Consider the following 25,169-nt stretch of genomic DNA (forward strand, 5'->3'; position numbering starts at 1 on the left):
TGGAAACTTCTCAACCGAACATCAAAGTCGTCTGTATTTTTTTCTACCCGGGGAGTTATATATCCTGTATCATCGGCTTGCAAGTCGGCATAATCAACGTATACCGCAAATGGACGGATACTCTGCACATCTGAGTATTGATTAATCGGGACATCATAACGGATCGTAATTGATGATGGATTAAATGAAACTGACTCGCCTGATGGCAGATTACGTGTTCGAACCGGCACTCTTACCTCAGCTTCCGTAAATTCAGCTACGTTAATCTGATAATTTACTTCATTTGTGCTCAAAATAACTCCACCGGTGGATTCCCTTAGATTAATCACTCTCTCCATACTACTGGAAACATCATCCAGAGATACCTCCTCAGTTTCCCATTGTGAAAGTTCTTGCAGCCTGGATTCAGCGCCTGTCAATGTTACACTGTCGGGGCTAATTTCGGGCTCTCCGATCAACCCATAACGGTTTTTTAAATTAAGATCGATTTGAGTGACAATCGGAACTTTTTTCGTTGCCTTCTCTTCGGTTTCAATGGTTAGCATGATGGGATCAACCTGCGTAACATTAAGTTCTGAAAAAGACCCCGACATATTCCGGATCTGTTCAAACAGATTTATCTGACGTGATTCTGCATCCACACTTACTTTGGGAGGATTACTGTACAGAGATATCAAATTCCATCCTTCGCCGGTAACATTTACGGCTACGTCTTCTGGAACATCACTGCGCAATGCCAGATTATCCGGCAGATTTGTTAATTCAACCGGAACCTGGACCGTAATATTAAATTCTCGATTCATATTCACTACAAACCAAAGACTCAGAGCCAAAACAAAAGCAATACTGAATACAATTACTTTTTCCCGTGCAAAGAAATTATTTTCATCAGATTCCCCCCCCTCGGCCTCTGAAGAAGAGAAGAATGCTTTAAATCGATTTGTTATGAAATCCCAAAAATTCATAGGCTAAATATGCGGATTTAATTTAAGCTCGCACAACAATTTCTTTTACCACTTTTGAACCCACCTTATCGTTCAGCCGTTTTACGATAGAATACCGGTTTGCATGAATTTCGTGCCGCCATACTTCACTTTCAACGTTTACAAATAGTTTATCCCCTTCAAACCTTAAGTTTTTAGTAACAGAGCTGATATTCTCACCAACTACTTCGGGCCAAAAATGAAGAACCATTCCTCTGCGAAGCTCCGTCTTCTGCGGAATTTTCTTCAAAAAATTCTTTAGTAAATGCTCTATTGATTCCGGTTTTTTACCAAATGCCATAAACGTCTAATATTTAGTTGAAACCTTTCCATCCTGAACAATATACCATGCATTTTCTTCCTTATTCTCAAACTGGCTTACTGTAAAGGGACCATCAGTGGCTGAAGTTATAAACGTTTGTCCGCTGTGTTTCGTCAGTGTTTCCGTAATTACGTCAATTTTGTGTTGATCCAGATTCCCAAACACATCGTCCAGCAACATGATTGGCAGGTCATCCAGCTGATCTGTATAGTAAAAAAGCTGAGCCATCTTCAGCGCCATAGAAAAAAGACGATGCTGTCCCTGTGATCCATATTTCCGAAGCTCACTATCATCCAGGTAAAATACAATTTCGTCGCGATGCGGACCCGTAAGTGTCTGCTCGCGCTCTGCTTCTTTCTCGAAATCTTTTTCCAAAAGCTCGAGGTATGTCTCGCGAATCGTGTCAATACTGCTCAAATCCTCACAGATCGTTTGATACTCCAGTGTCGGTTCCAGCTTCAATTCCGAAATAGTACGATACTGCAGAGCAAGGTATCTTTTAAACTGTTCAAGAACTTCAAATCGCTTACAGATAATGGATGCTCCGGTTTCTGTCAGCTGCTCATCCCACGGTTCAAGATATGTTTTCAGCATGGAAAGAGAACCCCGAAATTCCTGAAGAAGCTTATTCCGCTGTTTTCTGATTTTTCTGAACTTCATCAAATCACGCAAATACTTTGGCGATATCTGACTGATTAGCGAATCCAGAAAAGATCGACGTTCGGCCGGCCCGTCGCTGGTCAGTTTTTTATCTTCAGGACTCAAAACAACAACCGGAACCATCCCAATCAGGTCCGAGAGCCGATCCAGAGGGCTGTCGTTCACAAAAATCTTTTTCCCATCGCCTTTCGAATAACTGCAGCTTACTTTGAAGGATGCCCGGATCTCACCCTCAAAATCACCGTTAATCATAAAATACTTTTCCTCGTGGTGGGGAACATACATATCGCTGGAAGCAACAAAACTGCGACTCATACAGAGATAGTGAATGGCATCAATCAGGTTGGTTTTCCCAGAGCCATTCTGTCCTGTAATCAGATTGATGTGCGGGGCAAACCGAACTTCTGTATCTATATGATTTCTAAAATTTCGAAGCTTGAGGCGATTTATACGCATATTCTGTTCATCATCAATTTCATCAGACAAACAAAATACATGAAATAATGTTCACTCTCAGGGATATATACTACTCTTTTGGTATTTCGTCGAGAGCGCTGTAAACACCATTTGTCCAGCCATATCCATCCTGATGGGCATAATCTCCACCCGCATTATCACCATCGAGGTCAATTACATTATATTTTTCAACCAGTTTACCGGTTTGCTTAAAAACCTGATCAACTAAATTCATCCAACGCTTGTTTATTTCATCTGACAAGCGATTGAATCCGTAATTTTTTAACCCCACAACTGCCATCCAATGCAAGGGTGCCCATCCGTATGGTGCATCCCATTGCCGGCCCGACTCCTGCAGGCTTGTTACCAAACCGCCTTTCTTTAAAAATCTTCTTTCAAGGTGCGAGGCAATTTTAGTTGCCTGATCTTTCGTTGCCAACCCAAAATAGAGCGGATATACAACAGCAAGTGTCCACTGTTCGGTTCGCTTTTTTGTTCGAACATTGTAATCAAAAAAGAATCCTTCTGATTTACCCCACATCAGGTCAATGATCGATTTTTTCCGCTGATAGGCTCTTCGTTCAAACTCGCGGGCTCTATCATCTTTTCCGACCCTAAAATTCCACTCCGATATTTTTTTCTCCATATACCAGATAAGCGTGTTTAGATCTAAAGGGAGTATATCGGTTGTAGATAATGTTTTTTGACCATTAGTTCGGGTCAGCCAGCGGCTGTTTAAGCCCCAGCCCGACTCACTTGCTGCTCGAATATTTCTGTAAAGCTCATTTTTATTATTCCCATTAAAACTCCTGGCTTCTGCTAAATCTCTGTTCCAATACTCCTGCCGAGGTGTTACCTGGTCAGACCAATAGCGATTAAGCCTGTAGTTACTTGTTTGAACTTTATCTTCAGGGCCAACTCTTTTTTGAATAGAAAATGAAACGGCGTGCTTCTCCTCATTTTCATCTTTATCCATCCAATAATTGTACTCTTTTTCAGCGGCCGGAATAACTTTACTCAGCAGGTCATCTCCAAAAAGTTTAATTCCCATTTCCGCGAGCGGAGTATAAAATGGAGGCTGCGACCGATCGAAATGATACACCCTGTTACCACCGGGTACATACCCAAATTTTTTAATGAGATGGCTAAAATTGTGTACCATATTCAGGATCATTTTTTCGTGGCCATCAGCACGGAGACCCTGAGCTATAAAATAGCTTTCCCAATAGTATACTTCTCTGAAATTTCCACCCGATACAACGTAAGGATGTGGCAATGGTATCAATGAATCAAACTCGGAAACTGCTTTATCCGGTTTTCTAAACAACACATTCCAAAGAGAACTGATGTGCTCTCTGCAGATCTTTTTCCTGTTGATATTGACTACTTGTGAATACTCTTCCGGCTTCTCAAAATAGGTAAGAACAAACGTTTTCAGATCAAAAATGGGTTCATCCTTTAGTTTTTCCCATAGCCGGAAAATTCTCTCAGGATCATCCTTTGGAACCATATCCACAAATTGCTTGCAGTCGGGGAAAATCTTCTTTTTCTGGACAGCTTCAAATAACTCTCCAGCGAGCTGTATCTGTTTCTTCTGTGAAACCATATGTTTACCCGAATCCAATTTACGGCTCTACAATTTGAGCTTTTACTTAACAGGGAAAAAAGTACTGTTCAGAATTGGTTTTTTAAAGGCGTACTTTCAAATTAGCAGATTTTAATCACTTACCGTGTTTTACGAAAATTTTTTCCCATAAAAAAAGAGACAGTGTTGACTGTCCCTTTTCAAATGCGATATATGAATTTTTGTTATAGCCCAAATACGTCTCTTCCAAGGAAAAGTGCACTTTCACCCAGTTCCTCTTCAATTCTAAAGAGCTGATTGTATTTGGCAATCCGGTCGGTACGACTCATAGAGCCCGTTTTAATCTGACCTGCGTTTGTGGCCACTGCGATATCGGCTATAGTGGTATCCTCTGTTTCACCGGATCTGTGGGAAATTACAGCTGTGTAACCGTTTTTATGAGCCATCTCAATCGCGTCAAGCGTTTCGGTTAACGTACCGATCTGGTTCACCTTGATAAGAATTGAGTTTCCAATTCCTTTCTTAATTCCCTCAGCCAAACGATCCGTGTTGGTTACAAAAAGGTCGTCGCCAACAAGCTGTACCTTATCACCCAAAGCATCCGTCATGGTTTTCCAGCCGTCCCAGTCATCCTCATACATTCCATCTTCGATGGATATAATCGGATATTTTTCGGCCCACTCGGTCCAGTATTCAACCATTGCATCGGCATCACGTTTTGAACCGTCACTCCACTTAAATTCGTAGATACCGGTTTCAGTATTGTAAAACTCAGAAGCTGCAGGGTCGAGAGCGATTAACACATCATCTCCCGGGGTATATCCGGCTTTTTCTATGGCCTTTAGAATTACTTCTACAGCCTCTTCGTTAGATTTGAGATCAGGAGCAAATCCTCCTTCATCCCCAACAGCTGTACTATATCCTTTTGAAGAGAGAACCTTTTTAAGGTTATGAAATATTTCAGCTCCCATTTGCACTGCTTTACTGTAGGAGTCTGCTCCCGCCGGCATAATCATAAATTCCTGCGGATCTACATTATTATCAGCGTGTGAACCGCCATTAATGATATTCATCATTGGGAGCGGCAATACTTTTGAGTTTACACCACCCAAATATCTCCAAAGAGGAAGTCCGGTTGTTTCCGCTGCTGCCTTGGCCACAGCCATTGAGACACCCAATATAGCATTAGCTCCCAATTTCGATTTATTTGGAGTACCGTCCAACTGAATCATCATCTGATCAATTTCTGTCTGTAAATATGCAGGATACCCAATCAGTTCATCTGCAATTTCACCATTCACATTTTCAACAGCCTTTATAACGCTTTTTCCCAGATAATAACTCTTGTCATCATCTCGCAGCTCTACGGCTTCGTGCTCTCCTGTTGATGCACCTGACGGAACTGCTGCCCTTCCTATGGCTCCATTAGACAAAACCACGTCAACCTCAACTGTTGGGTTGCCACGTGAATCCAGAATTTGCCTTGCATGGATGTCTTCAATTAAACTCATAATCAATTTTTTTAGTTAGTGTATATGTACTTTCAATTTAATGCTAAATCTATTCATCAAGAAATAGAACGATGAAACCTATTTTACTATTCGATATTGACGGAACCCTACTTCATGTGAAAAAGAATTTCCTGCATGAAATTATACATCAAATATTAACGGAGTTTGAACTCAGTGATATTTCACTGAGAAATCGATCATTTGCCGGTCGAACGGACAAGGATATTTTTTCTGAGCTTATTGAGGAGTTCTCACACACCCGGGGCCTGTATAGTTCTGTTTCAGCCCGGTATATCAAATTGATGACGGAAAATCTCTCAGCGGAATATGTAGATATGATTGAGGGAGTACGTGAAGCGATAGATTTCGCCCGGATTCACAATATACCCGTTGGTTTATGTACAGGAAACTATCGGGAAGTAGCTTATGCAAAGGTAGGAGCAGTGGGCTTAAACAAGGTATTCGCTTTTGGTGGCTTTGGCTGTGACCATCACGATAGGAACCATTTGCCGGGACTAGCCAGCATGGAGTATAAGAAAAGGTATAATCAACCGGCTGAATCAAATCAATTTATCGTTATTGGCGATACTCCTAATGATGTTCGATGTGCACATCATTTTGGAGCAAAAGCTGTAGCCGTTACAACCGGAGGTTTTAACAAAACGCAACTCCGCAAGCATCAACCTGATCTGATTTTAGACTCCCTCAGCTCACCAAAAAAATGGCTTTTCCAACTTACCAAAGCCAACCAAACGTGAAGGTAATCTGAGGTGTACCAAAAAATTTCTGGGGCTCAAAAAAGTCTTCCAGTACCAGCTGGCCATTTTCCCAAACGTAGGGGCTTTGGTTTGGACCTGCTTGTTGCTGAATAACCGGTTGCTTTGGTTGCATCATTTGAATTCCCTCAGTGAAGTAATAGAAGTAGTAACCAAATTCAATGCTGTTCAAACGAGAAAAATTACTTCCAATATCCACACCCAGTTTAATTTCACCTGCACCGCCCCAATGCCAATCGCCATCACCCATTCTTGAAAAAACATCATTAACTCGTTCCGGTTGTGCAAATTGAACGAATATCTCGCCGTTATCTTCGATAAGCAGATACTCATTTCCGGTCTCGCGATAATTATTGCCATTCCGATCATTAAAGTATGGATATGTAAAAGCCGCTACCGGGCCGGCTTGTGCACTCACAAAAAATCTGTAGTTCTCTTGTACAACTTTAGGAAAAATACGCTGCCGAAACCCTGCCATCAGCGGAAAGGCAAGTCCCCTCTTAAATTTGTTTGGTATAATCTGCTGGCCAAAGAAAAAGTCGGTAAACGTCTGTTCACTTTCATCTCGTAAACCTGTTATGCCCAAAGAGAACATAATTTCGGATTGTGGTCCGACCACTCTTCGGTATTCACCGCCAATACCAAACCCAAAATTGTTCATGTTAATATTTATTCCGAACCCTGATTCATACTCATCACTAAGCGTCACAGCGTCTCGTTGAGTTTTAATTACGTCGGGTTCCTCAATTTGAGCTTTTAAATCACTTGAGAAAAAAAATGAGATTAGTAGAGCAAGTAAGCCTGTTTGTAGAAGTTGTATTGATTTTTTCATATACCTGAGTAGTTCTGAATAACTTAGTTCTCTAACGCATTAATCGTCAAATCCATTGCATCTAACAATAGAATAAGGTCAATAATTTTATTGAAAGATGCTTCTTTTGTAAAACGGCATTTGATTATTGTTGTATTTAGGCTTTTATTCAGGCAGAAATTTCTCTTTTCATACTTCAATTCAATCATTTAGGTGATTATGAGCACAGTCACAAAATATTTGGCATACGGGCCAAACAAGACACTTCGAAGAATTCCATCTAAGCTGTTTGAAGCTTTAGAACCGAAGTTTCTATACAATTATAAATCATCAGCAAACAACGACGAAATTTTTGTTGCCGTTTACGAGCAGTATGAAAAACAGATTAACGCAACAATTACATTAACCGCCATTCTTGAGTGCAACGACGATCATACACGCATTGAACTCAAAAAATCAGGCGGGAGAATGGGATTTCGCGGCAGCTCTCTCTCGGAAGAAAGAAGCATCGAGTCTGATGTAATTGATTTTATTATGGACTTTTCGAAACGATTTGGACTTTCACTGCAAGAAGAAGTTGCATCTCCCGCTTCCGAAGAAGAAGAGGAAGATTAATTTTAGATGAGCAGTAATTCCGAAAAAGTCTGGACAGTTCTGTCCATGCTTGAATGGGCCACGGATTTTTTTGAAGAAAAGAGTGTTCAAAATCCCAGGCTCAGTATCGAATGGCTTTTAGCTGATGTACTTAATATTAATCGACTGGATCTCTATCTGAAGTTCGACCGTCCGCTCTCCACCACCGAACTAGATCAGCTGCGTCCCCTGGTAAAGAGAAGAAGTTTACACGAACCTCTGCAGCATCTGACCGGATCTACTGATTTTCTGAATTGTACAATACACATAGACAAAAATGTACTTATTCCAAGAACAGAAACAGAACAGCTGGCAGAACTAGTACTCAATCAACATTCCAACTCCGACCACCTGAATGTTCTGGATATAGGAACCGGCAGTGGATGCATTCCAATTGCCATTAAAAAAGCTCGTCCCAATTGGAAATGCACCGGAGTTGATATTTCACCTGAAGCTCTAAAAATATCTTCCCACAACGCTGAGCTCAACGAAGTAGAAGTAACCTTCCTTGAAGCTGACATGAATACGTTAGCTAAGAATAAAAATATTATGAATCAGGATTGGGATATCATTATCTCCAATCCCCCATATATTACCCCCACCGAAAAAAGTGAGATGGATCCACAGGTTCTAAACTTTGAACCTAACCTTGCGCTTTTCCATGATGACCCTATCTCACTTTATCGTAAAATCTGTGAATTCGCATCGCTCTGCGAAGCCAAGCTTTTCCTGGAGTGCAATGACAAATTCGCCACGAAAATAAAAGAGGCTGCCATCTCATTTTATCATGACGCAGAACTCATTCAAGACTATGATGAGAATGATCGGTTTGTTATTGCCCAAAATCCCGCTAAATAGCGCTGCATCAATTGCTTTTTTGCTTCTTTTACACAATTTCCACCGGTAAGCACTTATATATCGCACACAATGTGGATAACTTGTGGAAAAGTTTTTATTGCCGAAAATTTAAAGTTTCCTTCAGACTAAATTTGCGTTAGGGAATTGTTAAGCAGTGTCAAGCGGAATTTGGTAGTTTTTTTAAATAAACATTTATACGTTGCACACCAATAGTTTACGGTATTTATAAAAATGTGGATAACTTTGGGAGAACCGTGTAAAATTTTTTTGATTTCAGAGTAATAAATTCACATTTTCTGTTCAGTTATTACAGAAGTCCATTTGACCCGTGTGGATAACTGCTCAATATTTTAATACCACAAGTCCCCAGGAGGTTGTTTACATTGAATACACTTACCGCTGAAAGTGCATGGAGTGAATGTTTAGAGATTATTCAGGATAATATCAGTTATCAGAAGTATAAATCTTGGTTTGAACCGATCAAACCTGTCAAGCTCGAAAATGATACTCTTACAATTCAGGTTCCCAGTCAATTTTGGTACGAATGGCTGGAAGAGCACTACTATAATATGCTTCGTTCTACTATCGCGAAAATTTTAGGCGATAAAGGAAAGCTGGAATATTCAGTATTGGTAGAGAAATCTGATCGGATGGAAGACAATCGATCCGTGAGATTGCCGCAGCGCCCAAGTCCTCCAAACAATTCACAGCAGGTCAATACTTTTTCTGACTACCACCCCGGTAAAATTGAAAATCCATTCGTCATTCCGGGGATTAAAAAGGCAAATATTGAGTCGAATCTAAACAGCAACTACGTTTTTGAACGATATATTGAGGGAGACTGCAACCGGCTGGCACGATCTGCAGCTATGGCTATTGCTGAAAATCCCGGAAAAAATTCATTTAATCCGCTATTTGTATATGGCGGAACCGGACTGGGTAAGACACACCTTATTCAAAGTATTGGCAACAAGATAAAGCGGGACTTCGGGGATGAGTTTGCCGTGATGTATGTCTCCTCAGAAACTTTTACCAATGAGTTTGTTCAGGCTATCCGAAACAACCGGGCAAGTGAATTCACCACCTATTACAGAAACATTGACGTACTTATTGTAGACGACATTCAGTTCTTCAGCGGAAAGGAAAAAACACAGGAGGAGTTCTTCCACATTTTCAACGCTCTCCATCAGGATGGAAAACAGATTATTTTAAGCAGCGACCGCGCACCCAAAGATATTCCCGATATCGAAGACCGCCTGATTTCCCGTTTCAGCTGGGGTTTAAGTGCAGATCTGCAAATTCCCGAATATGAAACCCGTTTTGCCATACTAGAGCGAAAAGCCAACGACAATGGTATCACGCTTGACCCAAATATTCTTGAGTTTATCGCTCACAATTTCAAGTCCAATGTTCGCGACCTGGAAGGAGCCATCATTAAATTGCTGGCCACAGCTTCACTCAAAAATGTAGATGAAATTGACCTTACTTTGGCTAAAAATGTGCTGAAGGATATGGTAAAAAGCTCACACACTCAGATCTCCATAGAATCCATTCAAAATTATGTGTGTGAGCATTTTGGAATTGATACAAATAAGGTGCGTGAGAAAACCCGAAAGCAAGAAATTGTAGAAGCACGGCAAATCGCCATGTTCCTCTCCAAGAAATACACGAAATCGAGCCTTAAAACGATCGGGTTACAGTTCGGCGGACGTGACCATTCAACGGTGATCCACGCTATCTCTACAGTGGAGGAGAGGCTCTCTACAAGCCCGAAGCACAAGCGTATCCTCAACGAACTGGAACAGAGAATTGAAGTAGCCAGCCTTTGATACTAAAATGCACAAGATAATGCTCACCTGATTTTCTATTTCGAACCAGTTTCATGCAAAACTCTCAGGACGCACCGGATGTCATCGCTATTAAATCCATTCAGTTCCATGGTAAGCACGGGCATGCCGAAATAGAAAGAATCGAAGGAAATCAGTTTGAAGTGGATGTAACCGCGAAAGGATTTTTTAAAGACTCTATCAAAAATGAGGAGCTGGACAAAACCTTCGACTATGCCCTGGCAGAAAAGACTGCTGCAGAAATTATTTACGGTCCCTCCAAAAAACTAATTGAAACACTTTGCTATCAAATCGGAGAAGAACTTTTCAAAAAAGCTGAGACCGTTCAGGAGCTTATTGTAACCGTAAGAAAGCTAAGCCCGCCGGTTGACTCCCCGGCAGAGTATGCTCAAATAACCATGACATGGAAACGGTAATTGTTGCAATTGGGGCCAATCTGGGAGATCGTCTGAAAAGTTTCAAATCAGCTGCAGAGTTTTTGAACTCATTATCTCTCAAGCCAATTGTTAAATCATCCATCTGGGAGTCGGAACCTGTAGGGCCTGCCAAATACACATTTTACAATGGGGCCGCAAAAATCACCACCGGCTTATCTCCTCAAGATCTTTTAGATCAGCTAAAAACATTTGAAAAAGAGGCGGGCCGAACTCAAACAGAACGGTGGGGGCCCAGAGTTCTGGACCTGGATATCATTCGCTACGGAAACTTGGTGATTGATAAGGATACCCTTATTATTCCACACCCGGAATATCGAAAGCGCCTTTTTGTGCTTAAGCCTATGCTGGAAATTGACCCGGATTGGGTAGACATCTCAACCGGAACTCCTATTCAGCAGATGGTAGAAAATGCACCGCGCATGGAGATTGAAAAAACAGATATTAGCTGGTAAATACCATAAGGATTTAGCAAAGAACAATGCCCAATCAATTTGACTTTATCGCTATTGAAGGCGTTATAGGAGCCGGAAAAACGTCATTGGCAAAACTAATTGCCGAAAGCAGTAATGCCCGTTTAGTATTGGAAGAGTTTGAAGAGAATCCTTTTCTTCCTCATTTTTACGAAAATCGAGAACGTTACGCATTTCAGACTCAGCTTTCATTCCTGGCCAGCCGTTTCAAACAGCAGCAGCGAATGCTCAGTCGCGACCTCTTTGACGGCGGTATCGTGTCTGACTACATGTTTGAAAAAGACCGCATTTTTGCTCGGCTGAATCTTGGCGAGGATGAAATGAATTTGTATGACAACATTTACAATATAATGACAGGGATTTCTGCTAAGCCGGATCTTGTTCTATATCTGCAAAGTAATGTAGATCGGTTGATGAGTAACATTGAGCAGCGTGGAAGAGATTATGAAAAACATATAACCCCCGACTATCTGCAGGAACTGAGTGATGCGTACAATCAATTTTTTTATCACTACAACAAAGCACCTTTGATGATTATTAACGCATCAGAAATCGATTTTGTTAATAATCCAAGTCACTTGTCGTATATTAAAGAACAGATTTACAATCAACCCATTCGAAGCAATACACATATTCATATTATACCTGGCTAATTAATGATCCGTTGGTTACTAATAGCCCTTTTTATCTATTTGGTTTATAGACTAATTACAGGGCCGAAATCAAAACAGAAAAGAAAATCACAATCTCCTTTTGATCAATTTCGACAGGGGCCATCCAAGCGAAAAAAACGGCCCAATTTAGATCAAATCGAAGATGCGGAATTTGAAGATATAACCGAAAAAGAGAAAAAGACTGATAATTCATGAGTTTCGAAGAAAAGCATAAACAAGGATACGAGCTTTTACACGAAAGAGATCTTGATAAGAGCCTCGATACCGCAAGACAACTACAAAGGATGAACCCGGATGCACCGGAAGGATACACTCTTGAAGGAGAGGTAATGCAGAAACTCAATCAATGGGAATCGAGCATTAAATCTTTAACCGATGCCATTGAAAGAGATGATGAAGATGGAAGACTCTACAATCTGAGAGGATACTCTTATCTAAACGATGACGATGCTGAAAATGCACGGGAAGATTTTGAGCGTGCTATAAAACTGGATAACCTGCCCACCGCTCACAGAAACATGGTACTCTACATGGTTATGGCAGGGAAAGGGAATGAAGCTATTCCTTATCTTTTGGATAGAATTCGTAAAGATCCCCGAGACGTGGAAAACTGGATATTAATGGGCGACCTGATGAAAAAAGGTGGCCACGACGAAAAAGCAAATACATACTATCAGCAGGCATTGAAGATGGATCCTGAAAATGAGTATGTGAAAAATCTGCTCGAAGAAGAGTAGCATCGGTGTCTGCTTTGAAGTTTTTTAAGACACCCGGTAAATCATGCAGAGTTAAAAAATAAATAACTAACCGAAAAAGTATTGTAAACATGAGTACTGATAAAGCTAAAATCTTTTATACAATCACTGACGAGGGCCCCTACCTTGCAACCCACTCTTTCCTGCCAATTGTTGAAGCTTTTACAAAAGCTGCCGGAGTAAACGTGGAAACCAAAGACATCTCACTTGCAGGTAGAATTCTGGCAAATTTCCCGGATTACTTAAATGAGGATCAAAAAGTATCGGATGATTTAGATGAACTTGGCAACTTGGCTAAAAAGCCGGAAGCTAATATCATCAAACTTCCAAACATCAGTGCTTCTGTTCCTCAACTCGTTGGCGCAATTAAAGAGTTGCAAAATAAAGGGTACAACCTCCCTGATTATCCTGAAGAGCCTAAAAACGACAAAGAAAAGAAAATTCAGGAACGCTATAATACGGTAAAAGGTAGCGCTGTAAATCCGGTTTTGCGAGAGGGTAATTCAGACAGAAGAGCTCCCAAACCTGTAAAAGAGTATGCCAAAAATAATCCGCACTCGATGGGGGAATGGAGTAAAGACTCTAAAACCCATGTTTCCGCAATGAATGACAATGACTTTGCTCACTCCGAAAAATCTCTGACACTGGATAGCGAAGATGAAGTGAAAATTGAGTTTGTGGATGAAAACGGAGACGTAACCGTTTTAAAGGATGGTCTCTCGCTTTTACCCGGAGAAGTCATTGATGCAGCAGCTTTAAGTAAAAAAGAACTGCTGGAGTTTTTAGAAAATCAGGTTCAGGATGCCAAGGAAAAAGGCGTCCTTTTCTCACTTCATATGAAAGCAACCATGATGAAGGTTTCAGATCCTATCATTTTTGGCCATGCCGTGAGAGTATACTTCAAAGATGTTTTTGAAAAGCACGGTGAAACCCTGGACGAACTTGGTGTTGATCCCAATAACGGATTTGGCGATTTGGAAGCAAAAATCAAAGAACTGCCTGATGAGAAACAGGCTGAGATTGAAGCTGATATTCAGAAATGTTACGAAAATGGACCGGACTTGGCGATGGTTAATTCACACAAGGGAATAACCAATCTGCATGTACCGAGCGATGTCATTATCGATGCCTCCATGCCGGCCATGATCCGTACATCAGGGCAGATGTGGAACAAAAACGATGAGACACAGGATACAAAAGCCGTCATTCCTGAAAGCAGCTATGCAGGAATTTATCAGGAAATCATCGATTTCTGTAAAGAGCACGGTGCTTTTGACCCAACCACTATGGGAAGCGTACCCAATGTGGGACTGATGGCTAAGAAAGCCGAAGAGTATGGATCGCATGACAAAACTTTCGAAATTTCCGGTAAGGGGAGTGTACGCGTAGTAAATAAAAAAGGTGACACACTGATAGAGCATAACGTTGAGAAAGGCGATATCTGGAGAATGTGCCAAACCAAAGACGACCCCATTAAAGACTGGGTTGGCCTTGCAGTACGGAGAGCACGTGAAACCGGCGATCCGGCCATCTTCTGGCTTGATGAAGATCGTGCTCACGACACAGAGCTGATCAAAAAAGTAAACCAGTATTTGCCTGAGTTCGATACAGACGGCTTGAATATTCAGATCATGTCGCCCGTTAAGGCAATGCGATACACGCTGAAAAGAACGAAAGACGGAAAAGACACAATCTCCGTTACCGGAAACGTTCTTCGCGATTACCTTACAGACCTATTTCCAATTCTTGAGGTCGGGACCAGTGCAAAAATGCTCTCTATTGTTCCATTGATGAACGGCGGCGGACTTTTTGAAACCGGAGCCGGTGGCTCAGCTCCAAAGCATATTCAGCAGTTTTTGGATGAAGGACACCTGAGATGGGACTCTCTGGGTGAATTTCTGGCTCTCGCAGTATCCCTGGAACATTTATCAAAAACATTTGATAATGACCGGGCTCTGATACTTTCTGAAGCATTAAATGAAGCAAATACAACCTATTTGCAAAATGATAAGTCTCCATCCAGAAAAGTAAACGAACATGACAATCGTGGCAGCCATTTTTATCTCGCCATGTATTGGGCTCGTGCTTTGGCTGAACAGACAAAAGACAAGGATTTGGCAGAGCATTTTAAATCTGTTGCTGGGCAGCTGGAAGAGAATGAGGCTCAAATCAATCACGAGTTAATTGATGCCCAGGGTCAACCGGAAGACATTGAAGGTTACTATTGGCCAAATCGGGAAATGGTTTTTGACCGTATGAGGCCCAGTGAAACCTTGAATTCCATTATTGAATCTGTTTAAGATTCTTCAAAAATCACATCCTTTATCTAAAACCCGAATCATAAGATTCGGGTTTTTTTATGCTCACCAAAGATCTGAGGTATCCCAAAGCAGACTCCTTCTATTTTAAAGAGATGCTTTTTCAGTAAGAATAGCGCAATAAAAAAGCCGTGACTTGGTGAAACCAAATCACGGCTAAAAATTATCCGAAAATTAGAAGGGTTTATTCTTCAATATCCAGGTCTTCCTGCTGAGGAACTGCGGATTCCGTCTGCGAAGGAGCGGAAAATTCTGATGGATCAACATTTTCCATTGCAGATTGTTGAATAGTGCTCTGGCCGCTATCGCCACGATCGATCGCAAAGTTTGCTAAAACACTCAGTGACAGAAACAGAGCTGCTAAAATAGAGGTTGTTTTTGAAAGCAAATCTGCTGTTCTGCGCGCACCCATTGATGCGCCACCGGCCATGCCGGCTGCCAAACCACCGGACAAACCTTCTTTCTGTCCCGGCTGGAGCAGAATAACGATGATTAATAGAAAACTAATCAGTGTAATGACTGAAACAATAATTCCGTATAACATACTGTGTAAAAATTTCTTTGATTTATAGAATGATTAAGATAAAACTATTTCACCTCATTAAAAAGGTATTTGTAGTAACGAATTACACAACTAATATTGCAGAGAAACAGAGCACGAACGCTATTTGGGAATTGGCTGAATTAGTTTTTCATCGTTATTTGAAGGGTCGTTAACTTTCTCACTAACACGAAGAACAGACAGGTCAGTTAACAAAAACAGCTTCTTTGCTTTTTCAATGATTTCGGCTGTTTCATCCTTTTCTTCTGCCTCAAGCCATTTAAAAGACAGTTCTCTATCCAGTAAAACTGGCATCGTTTCAGACATTGGGTTTATCAGAACATTTGAGGGCATTGTGATAAGCTTAAAGAAATCTTCTTTTTTGTTATAAATACCCGCAGCCACCATCAGTGGCCCATTTATCATACGTACAAAAAACGGGCTTCCTTTCTCCTTGTCGTCTTTCCAGATATAAAAACCGCTTAGTGGCACGGCACAGCTCATGAACTCTTTTTTTTGAAGCAGATCAGTTGCCTTTTTAAAAGCAACTGCAGTTTCATGTGTTTCTTCATCCCCCCATCGAACCCTGCTTATCGAATTTTCAGCATCACTCTTCCGCACTATGGGAATATGATGACCTGCAGATAAATTATAATGCGGTTCATATATATTATCCCTATCCGATTCCAGATTAAAATAAGTTTCAACGGACTCCTTACCTGCAAAAAATGCGACTCGCTTAGCCATAATTACACTTTAAAATTTTGTATTGTTTGCTTATCAGATTCTATTATTATAAAACAGATGAATATATAATAAGCGTTCAATCGTGAAAATCCTCTTTTTTAGCTATTACGAAAACCGGCTGCGTTCTTTTTGGAGAATTTTCATCGTTACCTCCATTTTGATCGTCTCTATTGCTGTAATAGGATTTTGGGGATTCAGAGGTTATGGGTTTACCATATTGCTTGCAGTAGTTATGATCGGGATTCTTTGGCTCGGTTCCCGAAAAATAGACCGACGTCCAATTTCTGAGTATGGCATTAGATTTAGTTCGGGCTGGCTGAAAGATTTTTTAGCAGGAAACGTACTGGCAGCATTAGCAATGGGAGTAATTGTATTAATTCACATTGTCATGGGGTGGGTTGATATCACTTTTGAACAGTTTAAAAACCCTTCAGAAGGCTTTTATTTAGGCTTGACTGTCACACTTATTTTCATGACTGCTGTAAGCTTTTGGGAAGAAACTTACTTTAGAGGTTACTTGATTCGCAACATTCAAGAAGGACTTCATTTTAAGAAAACCGGAAAATCACTGGCTGTACTCGCAGCCGTAGTTTTATCTTCTCTCTTCTTTGGTTTAACGCATCTTGGAAATCCAAATGCCACCTGGGTATCAACTTTAAACATATCTATTGCTGGAATGGTGTTCGCATATCCTTATATTATAACGAAGAGTTTAGCTATTCCTCTTGGAATGCATCTCTCCTGGAATTATTTTCAGGGCGCGGTTTTTGGATTACCGGTAAGCGGCAGCCAATTTGAACATATGCTGATGGTTGCAGAAACTACCGGACCCGAAGCTTTTACCGGAGGAAATTTCGGGCCGGAAGCTGGAGCTGCCGGACTTTTAGGCTTGATGATTCTGCTTACGTTGAATGAAATCTACTTAACCGTGTTTTATAGTAATTAAAGTAAATGGCTGCCTGTACTATTCAGGGCTGAGCCATAAGCCGGAAAGAAGGTTCCGGTATTTTTTGAATTGAAATTTTGACTAAATAAGTGAGGATAAAAAGTTGTCGTTTAATCAGTTTCGACTAAGTTCCGATATTTTGAAGGGGTTGAAAGATGTTAAGATTGAAAGCCCCTCAACACTACAAAAGAAAATTTTTAAAGCAGTTCAGGAAGGCTCCGACTTAGTAATTAACACCACAACAGATGACAGGCCCGAAGTTGGCTACCTGATCAACCTGTTGAATGATATTGCCAAGTCGGATCGTCGCCAAGGCACCAAGGGGATCATTTTAGCCCCCGACAGTGAACGTGCCAAATTTCTGGATGAATGGATTTGGGCTATAGGTTATCATGCATCCATTGAGAGTGCGTGCATTACATCTGATGGAGACCCTAAAAAGAAACTCAATGCTCTTTCTGCAGGTCCTGTGGTGGTAGTTGCCACACCGGAGGAGTTCAGTAATTTACTGGAAGAGGGTAAAATAATATTCAGAGAAGTACAGCAACTTATTGTTGATCAGGCAGAAAAAGTTGAAAACTGGGATGCCATCGACAATATATCTACTCGTATCATTGGTAAGTGTCAGCGAATTTTTACGGCTGCCAAAGACAGTAAAGAACTGCGTGATGCAGAAAATAAGCTTCTCACAGAACCTGAGTTGGTCACTCTTGCTAAAAAAGCTCCTGAAAAAAAGAAAGAGCCCGAAATTACCAAAGACCTTACTCAATATTACATCAATGTACCGCCCAGATCCAAGATCTCTACATTAATGGCTCATCTGGATAATAATAAATCGGATACGGTTGTTATTTTCACTGCCTCCAGAAGAACTGCCGATCGTCTCTATAAGATTTTAAGGAAGAGCAATCGAAGAGCGGTGAGTGTTCACCAGCAGTTGAACAAGGAAACATTTGATGAACGATTCAATCGTTTTACCACCAATGATGTACAACATTTAATTATTGGTGATATGACCGCCAAAGACCTTCCTTTAGAGCATGCAACACAGGTGATTAATTATGATGTACCCGAGGATGTAAACGAATATAAGCTGCGTGCTGAACTTGTTGGAGACGGTAAAGCAACCCGAATTCTCTCGCTTGTTTCAAAACAAGACAGAGAAGACATTCAGACTATTTGTAAATCGTTTGGATATGCCCCCGAGGAAGTACCACTGCCCAAAAGTGTGAAGGATAAAGTTTCCTCCGGCAAAAAAGGGAAAAAGAAAAGCGGCAAACAATCTAAGTCGCGAAATAATAAGCGCGGAAAGAGCAAAAAATCTAACAGCAGGCAAAAAGAGAGTGGGAAGCATCATGGCTTACCCCGACCTACTTTTGATCAGCTTGAAGGTGGAAGAACCGGTAAGAAAAAAGAGGAAAAAGGACTTGTGGGATTTTTCAAAAAACTATTTTCCTAACAAATAAATATTTGAAATAAATTTGAAGGTGATCAAACCCTGCTTTGATCACCTTTTTTTATTCGTCGAACATATCTGCAAATGCTTTTTTACTATCAGGAGCAGGTTCGGTATACAGGCTAACCAACCATGTTGCAAGTAAAGACGCAAAAAAACCGGGGATCAGTTCGTACATCACACCCTTGAGTTCCGGAATGAGGTACCAACCAATGGTAACCAACGTACCGGTTATTAATCCGGCAAATATCCCGGCACGGGTTGTTCCTTTCCAGTAGAGAGCTAAAATGGAGGTAGGCCCGATTGAAGCTCCAAGTCCCGCCCAGGCAAACAGAACGAGCCAAAAGACCAGATCTTCCGCATAAAATCCAAATATCAGTGACAAAATTACGATAAAGAACACAACAACTCTGCTGTATAAAACCAGCTTGTTTTGGGATACTTCAACACCCCTTTTGAAGATCTTTTCATAGATATCCCTGACCACGCTGGAGGCAGCAACCAGCAATTGTGAATCTGCTGTAGACATAATAGCAGCAAATATTGAGGCCAAAACAACTCCAAATAGAATAGGATGCAGATGAAGCTGAGCAAGCATTGGGAAAAGATTCTCGGTATCAGCTCCCGGCAGCATTTCTACATCAGGAAAATATGCCCGGCCTGCAAGTCCTACAAAAACCGCTCCCCAAGCCATCAATACATTCCACGTTGTTCCCACCACGGCTACATACTTAAACTGCTTAGGATCATCAATAGACATGTATCTTGCTAAAATGTGCGGATTACCGGGTGACCCAAGCCCAATACCCAAGAATCCAATGGCAGCTCCAACAGACACCGCGAATGGATCCACATACATGATATCCATTAATGTCAGCGAGTTCAACAGTTCCTGGAGTCCTCCAAAGTTCATAATTGCAACTGCAGGTAAAATCACAAGCGCTAGCATCATAAAGATTGCCTGAAACATATCCGTAAGACTGACCGCCAAAAAACCACCAATTATTGTATATACAAGGACAATTCCCGCTGTTAATAAAATACCTGTATCTGTTCCGAGTCCGAATCCGGAGGCAAACGCTTTTCCTCCGGCTACAAATTGAGAGGAGATATACCCGATCATAAATACCAGGAATATGACTACAATCGTAATTCTGAGTTTTCCATCATGATCGCTAAATCGCTCCGCAAAGAAATCAGGTATCGTTATACAGTTCCGGTTCTCGGTAAAATTTCTAAGTCTTCTGCCGTAATAGAGGAAGAGAAATATTTCAACGATGATATACCCGAGCACGGCCCAAACTGCTGATGGCCCCTGAGCGTAGGCCATACCCGTCACACCCAGAAGCAGCCATGCACTTCTACCGGATACAACAGCCGAAAGAGCAACTACAAAACGATTCATTTTACGTCCGCCAATAAAATATTCTGAAATTCCGCGGGAGGAAAATCTGGACGCGTAAATACCAATGCCGATAATGAGGATCAGATAGGCTATAAAAGCGATAACTGCACTCGAATCTAATGAAACGGAGATTAGCTGTGTTTCATCCATGTTTTTTAGACTTTCGAGTCGCTAAAAAAATAGTTCCGGCAATAATTAATACCGGCAAAATAAACATGATGACGTAGAAAGAAATCATGACTGGGGAGATTAAAAACAGAGTTTTAAAAGAAATCTTCTCTTATCGTGTAACATTATTTTAAGACTTACGTAGCAATGGAAAGATGATGTTTTGGTTAATGACAGAAAACGACTGTCTAAAATTAAAAAACCCGACACTGTGAAAAGTGCCGGGTTTATTTTCTTGATCAAGGAAAAATTCCCATCCCTTTATACATAAAGCCAACCTTGTTAATGGCGCTGATAAATGCAGCCGTCCTTAAATCAACACCGTGATACTTTCGAAGTTCGTTGATTTCATTATAGGCATTTACCATTGTCTCTTCCAGGCCTGAATCAACCAATTCACGTTCACCGCCACCCTGGGCAAGTACAGCCAATTCATCTTCTGTAAACTTTCTGTCCGAAATGGTTTCAATTACGGAGAGAATTTTCTTATAGCTGTTTTCTTCAAATCGCTTTCCCATACGGCCAAATCGAACGTGCTGAATATTTTTCAGCCATTCAAAATACGACACCGTTACACCGCCGGCATTCAGATAATTATCGGGAATGATCAGTGCACCGCGACTTTTAATGACCTCATGAGCTACATCAGTTGTTGGACCGTTTGCAGCCTCACCTATAATTTTTGCTTTTATATTTGGCGCATTAGATTCGGTAATCTGATTTTCGAGTGCAGCAGGAATCAGAATATCGCACTCTTTTTCCAGTACCGCAGTATTCGAATTTAGTTGTGTTGCTTTATCGTAACCTGAAATTCCACCGTTATTCTCATTTTTGTACTGCATAAGGTCTTTAAGGTCGATTCCCTTTTCATCATAAATGGAAGCATCATACTCAGCTACACCAATCATTTTTGCACCGGCTTCAATCATGTACATTGCAGTATGATAACCCACATTACCTAAACCTTGCAGGATAAACGTTTTATCGGCAATCCCTTTTGAGAGCCCAAGCTCTTTCATGTCTTCTGCATTACTACAAGCTTCTTTTATGCCAAAATAGACGCCTCGTCCGGTTGCCTCTTTACGCCCTCGAATTCCACCCTGACCTACAGGTTTTCCGGTTACGCATCCTTCTGCATTTATATCATTACTTAACTGACGGAATGTATCAAAAATCCAACCCATCTCTCGTTCACCGGATCCCATATCAGGAGCCGGAACATCGTTACCGGCACCAATAAAATTTTTCTTATAGAGTTCAAATGTATAACGCCGGGTTATTCTTTCAAGCTCCGTAACCGAAAACTTTTTAGGGTCGATTTTAATACCTCCTTTTGCACCACCAAATGGCACGTCCACAACTGCACATTTGTAGGTCATCAATGCAGCCAGCGCCATCGTTTCATCTTCGTTTACCATCGTGCTGTAACGAATACCTCCTTTAGTAGGCATTTTATGATGGCTGTGCTCCACACGATATCCATCTATAACCCTGATTGAACCATCATCCATCTCAACCGGAAACTGGATATGAAGAATATCATTACACGCTTTCAACTGGTCAAGCAAACCTTTCTCTATCTTAGTGTGTGCAGCAGCTCTGTCGAAAGCTTTATTTACCTGTTCGTAAAATTTATATCCACTCATTATTGATAATTAATCTTGTTATGGTAGTTATTTATTAACCTGTCTGAATTGTCGCAAATAAGATCTACTCTTCCAAATTAAAGAGAGATATTGATTTATAGACTCCGCTCAAATATAATCTTCCATTTGTCCGGTGTAAAGTTAAGATCTACGACAGCTATTTTTTGTATGTGCAATTTTTTTACTTTCGGCAGATCTCTCCGAATCTTTCTCAAATCAATTTCTTCACAATTTTGATTTCCATAGAGAAGAGATAAATGGAAATCACCCTCCTTACAAAATTCTCCACCAAGCGCTTGATTCACTTTACTGCAAAAAGCACTAAGCATTAATTTGTCATCAACTGGTAAAATGACTTTTCGATATGGATGAGGCCTGCATTCTACATCACCCAAATTAACCTGTAACTGATTGAGCTGTTTTGATAGCTGATCCGTCATTTCAGTGATTTTTTCTGACGATATATCCGGAACAGATGAGAGAGTGACGTGTGGAACAAAAGAGAGGGTTTCGTACTGTTCCGATAAAGTTGAAATAAACTTCTTGAAAAGGAGAGACTGTTCAGGCGCCGGCAGTAACCAAGCTACCAGGCCTGAAGTTTTAGGTAGTTGCAATTAACTTGTGTACAATTTTATTTAAGCTTTTGCTTCAATATTGTCTTCAGGGTGGAAACTGAACACATTGACCAAGAACAGAAAGGCAATTGAACCGATACCCGCATAAACCAAGGGAGCAAATATTCCTATTGAGATCAATGCAACCCCAACAATTACGGCTCCGAGTACACCACCAACTAAATTACCGACCATTCCAATTCCCTGCCTAATCATAATCAGGTCCATTACATATCCGACGAGAAGTCCAATCGAAATTAACCAATAGATTGTTACACCGTTTAACTCTTCCATTCTATCAATACTTATATTTGTATTACCTTTCAGTGGCACATAAGGTAACAAATTCTATTTTTTTTACCCATACCGGATGCATAAAAGTTTCAACTCAAAAAATGACCCTCCCGTCCGTAAAATTATCCATGTGGACATGGACGCGTTTTATGCATCTGTCGAACAGAGAGATCATCCTGAATACAAAAATAAGCCATTAGTTGTCGGTGGATCACCACAGGGGCGGGGAGTGGTTGCTGCAGCAAGTTATGAAGCCCGTAAGTTTGGAATTCACTCAGCAATGCCCGCCTCAAGAGCCATTAAACTGTGCCCGAGTGCCATCTTTGTAAAACCAAGATTTGACGTTTATAAAGAGGTATCCCATCAAATACGGGAGATCTTTTTCGATTACACTGACCTCGTTGAGCCTCTCTCCCTGGATGAAGCTTACCTTGACGTAACCGAAAACTTAAAACAAAATCCTTCCGCAACACTTATCGCGCGTGAAATCAAAAAGAGGGTGAAACAGGAAACCGGGCTTACAGCCTCAGCCGGTGTCGCCTCAAATAAATTTTTGGCAAAAATAGCTTCCGACCTTGATAAACCGGATGGTTTGAGCGTCATCACTCCTGAAGAGGCCGAGGAGTTTATCGAAAAACTGCCGATCGGCGATTTTTATGGAGTGGGTAAGGCAACGCAAAAAAAGATGTTGACTCTGGGCATCAAAACCGGATCTGACCTGAAAACCTGGGATGAAATCGACTTGGTAAAACAGTTTGGGAAATCGGGACACCACTACTATCGAATTGCACGAGGTATAGATAACAGGCAGGTGAAACCCAATCGAATTCGTAAGTCGATCGGGAAAGAGCGCACGTTTTCTGAAGATATTTCCGATCTAGAATGGATTGAGAATTTCCTGGATGAGTTATCCGTGAAAATAGCAGAGTCTATGAAGAAGCTCGATGCTACCGGTAAAACAATTACTCTAAAGGCCCGCTATAAAAATTTTGAAACCGTAACCCGAAGCAGCACATTGCACCACTTTACAAATGATCCGAATGAGATCACAAAAATAGCTAAGATGTTACTTAAAGAGACAGAAACCGGCGCGCGTGAAGTTCGGTTACTGGGAATATCCGTATCATCTCTAAATCTGACGGAAGGCGGAGTTATCGGTGAGCAACTCGAAATACCTTTTCGGGAGGTTTTGTAGATGGATCCACTCACACAAGGCTTGGTTGGGGCAACAGCTGCTCAATCCGGTGCTGACAAGGACAAACTGAGACCCGCCGCATTTACCGGTGCTATATCAGCCATGATTGCCGATCTGGACTACTATATTCACATCCCGTCCGATCCGCTATTCAATATCGAAATTCACAGACAATTTAGTCACTCCTTCATTTTTATTCCCGTTGGAGCGCTGATTGCCTCTGTTCTGCTGTGGTGGTTATTAAGGAAGTATCTCAGTTTTAAAGAGCTCTATTTTTATTCCATTTTAGGTTATGCCACGGCCGGACTCCTCGATACCTTTACCAGTTACGGAACTCAGCTTTTCTGGCCTTTTCTTGATACACACTTCGCCTGGAACTTAATCTCTGTAATTGACCCGATCGTCACTTTCGGTTTAATTTTGTTTATTGGATTCGCCTTTCAAAAAAAAGAAAAAAAGTACGTTTGGATCGCAGGGGGCTGGCTTAGCTTTTTTCTGTTATTTGGATGGATTCAACATCAGAGAGCGGAATCGGCGGCAAAATCCCTTGCTGATAGTCGTGGACATACCATCGAAAAAATGGTGGTAAAACCGACAATTGCCAATCAACTACTTTGGAGGGTAAACTATATCTCAGATGACAAAATCTATACAGATGCCGTTCGCACCGGCCTGATTTCCGGAATTGATATTTACGAGGGAGAATATGCCCCGCGCATAATAATTGAAGAGGAGTTTTCCGGATTTGAAGGTACCATTATGTATAAGGATCTTCTGCGATTCAAAAATCTATCCGAAAATTTCCTGATACGTCACCCCGACCAGCCTGAAGTCATTGGAGATGCCCGATACTCAATGCTGCCAACGGAGCTTATACCGCTTTGGGGTGTAAAAACCGATACAACTCAAACAGAGAATCACCTGCCGTTTCTCTATTTCCGGGACGCCAGTGAAGAAGTTCGGGAGAGCTTTATGAATATGTTGCTGCGGAAGTAGATGTGATTTTTAAATCGTTGAATTTGGCAGTCAATCCTTCTCCTCCTTTTCAAGGTAGGCATTCA

At 41.2% G+C, this 25,169-nt stretch carries 25 protein-coding genes; 13 read left to right on the top strand and 12 right to left on the bottom strand.

Annotation, left to right across the window (positions count from 1 at the left end; translation table 11 throughout):
* The 5 genes from ACESM0_RS03610 to eno form a co-directional block, all read right to left on the bottom strand.
* Positions 1-965: YbbR-like domain-containing protein (locus ACESM0_RS03610; protein WP_372903733.1), on the bottom strand; the 965-nt coding region annotated here is incomplete at its 3' end.
* Positions 966-987: 22 nt separating this feature from the next.
* Positions 988-1,284, bottom strand: a complete 297-nt coding sequence (locus tag ACESM0_RS03615; protein ID WP_372903735.1) for a DUF721 domain-containing protein — start codon at positions 1,282-1,284, stop codon at positions 988-990.
* A 6-nt stretch (positions 1,285-1,290) separates the two neighbouring features.
* Complete coding sequence (gene recF / locus ACESM0_RS03620) at positions 1,291-2,451, bottom strand: DNA replication/repair protein RecF (RefSeq protein ID WP_372903737.1); 1,161 nt, start codon at positions 2,449-2,451, stop codon at positions 1,291-1,293.
* A gap of 40 nt (positions 2,452-2,491) precedes the next feature.
* Complete coding sequence (locus tag ACESM0_RS03625; RefSeq protein WP_372903739.1) at positions 2,492-4,027, bottom strand: trehalase family glycosidase; 1,536 nt, start codon at positions 4,025-4,027, stop codon at positions 2,492-2,494.
* Positions 4,028-4,230: 203 nt separating this feature from the next.
* Positions 4,231-5,517 (bottom strand): phosphopyruvate hydratase, encoded by a 1,287-nt coding sequence (gene eno, locus ACESM0_RS03630; protein WP_372903741.1) that lies wholly within the window; start codon positions 5,515-5,517, stop codon positions 4,231-4,233.
* Between the two features lie 71 nt (positions 5,518-5,588).
* Between eno and ACESM0_RS03635 the strand changes: the two genes are divergently transcribed.
* Positions 5,589-6,275, top strand: a complete 687-nt coding sequence (locus tag ACESM0_RS03635) for an HAD family hydrolase (RefSeq protein ID WP_372903743.1) — start codon at positions 5,589-5,591, stop codon at positions 6,273-6,275.
* Here ACESM0_RS03635 and ACESM0_RS03640 read toward each other — a convergent pair.
* Positions 6,253-7,125, bottom strand: a complete 873-nt coding sequence (locus ACESM0_RS03640) for a hypothetical protein (protein WP_372903745.1) — start codon at positions 7,123-7,125, stop codon at positions 6,253-6,255. The two genes, ACESM0_RS03635 and ACESM0_RS03640, sit on opposite strands and share 23 nt — an antisense overlap.
* Positions 7,126-7,323: 198 nt before the next feature.
* Here ACESM0_RS03640 and ACESM0_RS03645 point away from each other — a divergent pair, with 198 nt between their 5' ends.
* From ACESM0_RS03645 to ACESM0_RS03680, 8 genes are all read left to right on the top strand, one after another.
* On the top strand, positions 7,324-7,719 hold the full coding sequence (locus ACESM0_RS03645; protein ID WP_372903747.1) for a hypothetical protein: 396 nt from the start codon (positions 7,324-7,326) through the stop codon (positions 7,717-7,719).
* Positions 7,720-7,725: 6 nt separating this feature from the next.
* Positions 7,726-8,595 (top strand): peptide chain release factor N(5)-glutamine methyltransferase, encoded by an 870-nt coding sequence (prmC, locus tag ACESM0_RS03650; protein WP_372903749.1) that lies wholly within the window; start codon positions 7,726-7,728, stop codon positions 8,593-8,595.
* 374 nt (positions 8,596-8,969) lie between these two features.
* Positions 8,970-10,424, top strand: coding sequence for a chromosomal replication initiator protein DnaA (gene dnaA / locus ACESM0_RS03655; RefSeq protein ID WP_372903751.1), 1,455 nt, complete (start codon positions 8,970-8,972; stop codon positions 10,422-10,424).
* A 53-nt stretch (positions 10,425-10,477) separates the two neighbouring features.
* The gene (folB, locus tag ACESM0_RS03660; RefSeq protein ID WP_372903753.1) at positions 10,478-10,858 is read left to right on the top strand and encodes a dihydroneopterin aldolase; all 381 of its coding nucleotides are present in this window, start codon (positions 10,478-10,480) and stop codon (positions 10,856-10,858) included.
* On the top strand, positions 10,846-11,331 hold the full coding sequence (gene folK / locus ACESM0_RS03665; RefSeq protein ID WP_372903755.1) for a 2-amino-4-hydroxy-6-hydroxymethyldihydropteridine diphosphokinase: 486 nt from the start codon (positions 10,846-10,848) through the stop codon (positions 11,329-11,331). The genes folB and folK overlap by 13 nt, the downstream gene beginning before the upstream one ends.
* 26 nt (positions 11,332-11,357) lie before the next feature.
* The gene (locus ACESM0_RS03670) at positions 11,358-12,002 is read left to right on the top strand and encodes a deoxynucleoside kinase (protein ID WP_372903756.1); all 645 of its coding nucleotides are present in this window, start codon (positions 11,358-11,360) and stop codon (positions 12,000-12,002) included.
* 212 nt (positions 12,003-12,214) lie between these two features.
* The gene (locus ACESM0_RS03675) at positions 12,215-12,760 is read left to right on the top strand and encodes a tetratricopeptide repeat protein (RefSeq protein WP_372903758.1); all 546 of its coding nucleotides are present in this window, start codon (positions 12,215-12,217) and stop codon (positions 12,758-12,760) included.
* 89 nt (positions 12,761-12,849) lie between these two features.
* Entirely contained in the window at positions 12,850-15,078 is a 2,229-nt protein-coding gene (locus ACESM0_RS03680) for an NADP-dependent isocitrate dehydrogenase (RefSeq protein WP_372903760.1), read from the top strand.
* Positions 15,079-15,280: 202 nt separating this feature from the next.
* On the opposite strand, the gene secG is transcribed toward ACESM0_RS03680, so the two are convergent.
* Both secG and ACESM0_RS03690 read right to left on the bottom strand, forming a co-directional pair.
* A complete protein-coding gene (gene secG / locus ACESM0_RS03685; RefSeq protein ID WP_372903762.1) occupies positions 15,281-15,640 on the bottom strand; it encodes a preprotein translocase subunit SecG in 360 nt (119 codons plus the stop codon).
* Positions 15,641-15,760: 120 nt separating this feature from the next.
* Positions 15,761-16,384, bottom strand: coding sequence for an SOS response-associated peptidase family protein (locus ACESM0_RS03690; protein ID WP_372903764.1), 624 nt, complete (start codon positions 16,382-16,384; stop codon positions 15,761-15,763).
* An 82-nt stretch (positions 16,385-16,466) separates the two neighbouring features.
* Here ACESM0_RS03690 and ACESM0_RS03695 point away from each other — a divergent pair, with 82 nt between their 5' ends.
* Complete coding sequence (locus ACESM0_RS03695; protein WP_372903766.1) at positions 16,467-17,330, top strand: CPBP family intramembrane glutamic endopeptidase; 864 nt, start codon at positions 16,467-16,469, stop codon at positions 17,328-17,330.
* A gap of 139 nt (positions 17,331-17,469) precedes the next feature.
* Positions 17,470-18,789 carry a helicase-related protein gene (locus ACESM0_RS03700; protein WP_372903768.1) on the top strand — a complete coding sequence of 440 codons (1,320 nt, stop codon included), beginning with the start codon at positions 17,470-17,472 and terminating at the stop codon, positions 18,787-18,789.
* Between the two features lie 58 nt (positions 18,790-18,847).
* On the opposite strand, the gene ACESM0_RS03705 is transcribed toward ACESM0_RS03700, so the two are convergent.
* The 4 genes from ACESM0_RS03705 to ACESM0_RS03720 form a co-directional block, all read right to left on the bottom strand.
* Positions 18,848-20,341, bottom strand: coding sequence for a sodium/proline symporter (locus tag ACESM0_RS03705; protein WP_372903770.1), 1,494 nt, complete (start codon positions 20,339-20,341; stop codon positions 18,848-18,850).
* A 257-nt stretch (positions 20,342-20,598) separates the two neighbouring features.
* The gene (locus ACESM0_RS03710) at positions 20,599-22,005 is read right to left on the bottom strand and encodes a Glu/Leu/Phe/Val family dehydrogenase (RefSeq protein WP_372903772.1); all 1,407 of its coding nucleotides are present in this window, start codon (positions 22,003-22,005) and stop codon (positions 20,599-20,601) included.
* A gap of 95 nt (positions 22,006-22,100) precedes the next feature.
* Entirely contained in the window at positions 22,101-22,619 is a 519-nt protein-coding gene (locus ACESM0_RS03715; protein WP_372903774.1) for a hypothetical protein, read from the bottom strand.
* 21 nt (positions 22,620-22,640) lie between these two features.
* Complete coding sequence (locus tag ACESM0_RS03720) at positions 22,641-22,913, bottom strand: GlsB/YeaQ/YmgE family stress response membrane protein (RefSeq protein ID WP_372903776.1); 273 nt, start codon at positions 22,911-22,913, stop codon at positions 22,641-22,643.
* 76 nt (positions 22,914-22,989) lie between these two features.
* Between ACESM0_RS03720 and dinB the strand changes: the two genes are divergently transcribed.
* Positions 22,990-24,108: a DNA polymerase IV gene (gene dinB, locus ACESM0_RS03725; protein ID WP_372903778.1), complete on the top strand. Its 1,119-nt coding sequence runs from the start codon at positions 22,990-22,992 to the stop codon at positions 24,106-24,108.
* Positions 24,109-25,104 carry a metal-dependent hydrolase gene (locus ACESM0_RS03730; protein WP_372903780.1) on the top strand — a complete coding sequence of 332 codons (996 nt, stop codon included), beginning with the start codon at positions 24,109-24,111 and terminating at the stop codon, positions 25,102-25,104.
* Positions 25,105-25,169: the final 65 nt, after the last annotated feature.

This window comes from Rhodohalobacter sp. (genome assembly GCF_041686455.1).
Taxonomy (GTDB): Bacteria; Bacteroidota; Rhodothermia; order Balneolales; family Balneolaceae; genus Rhodohalobacter.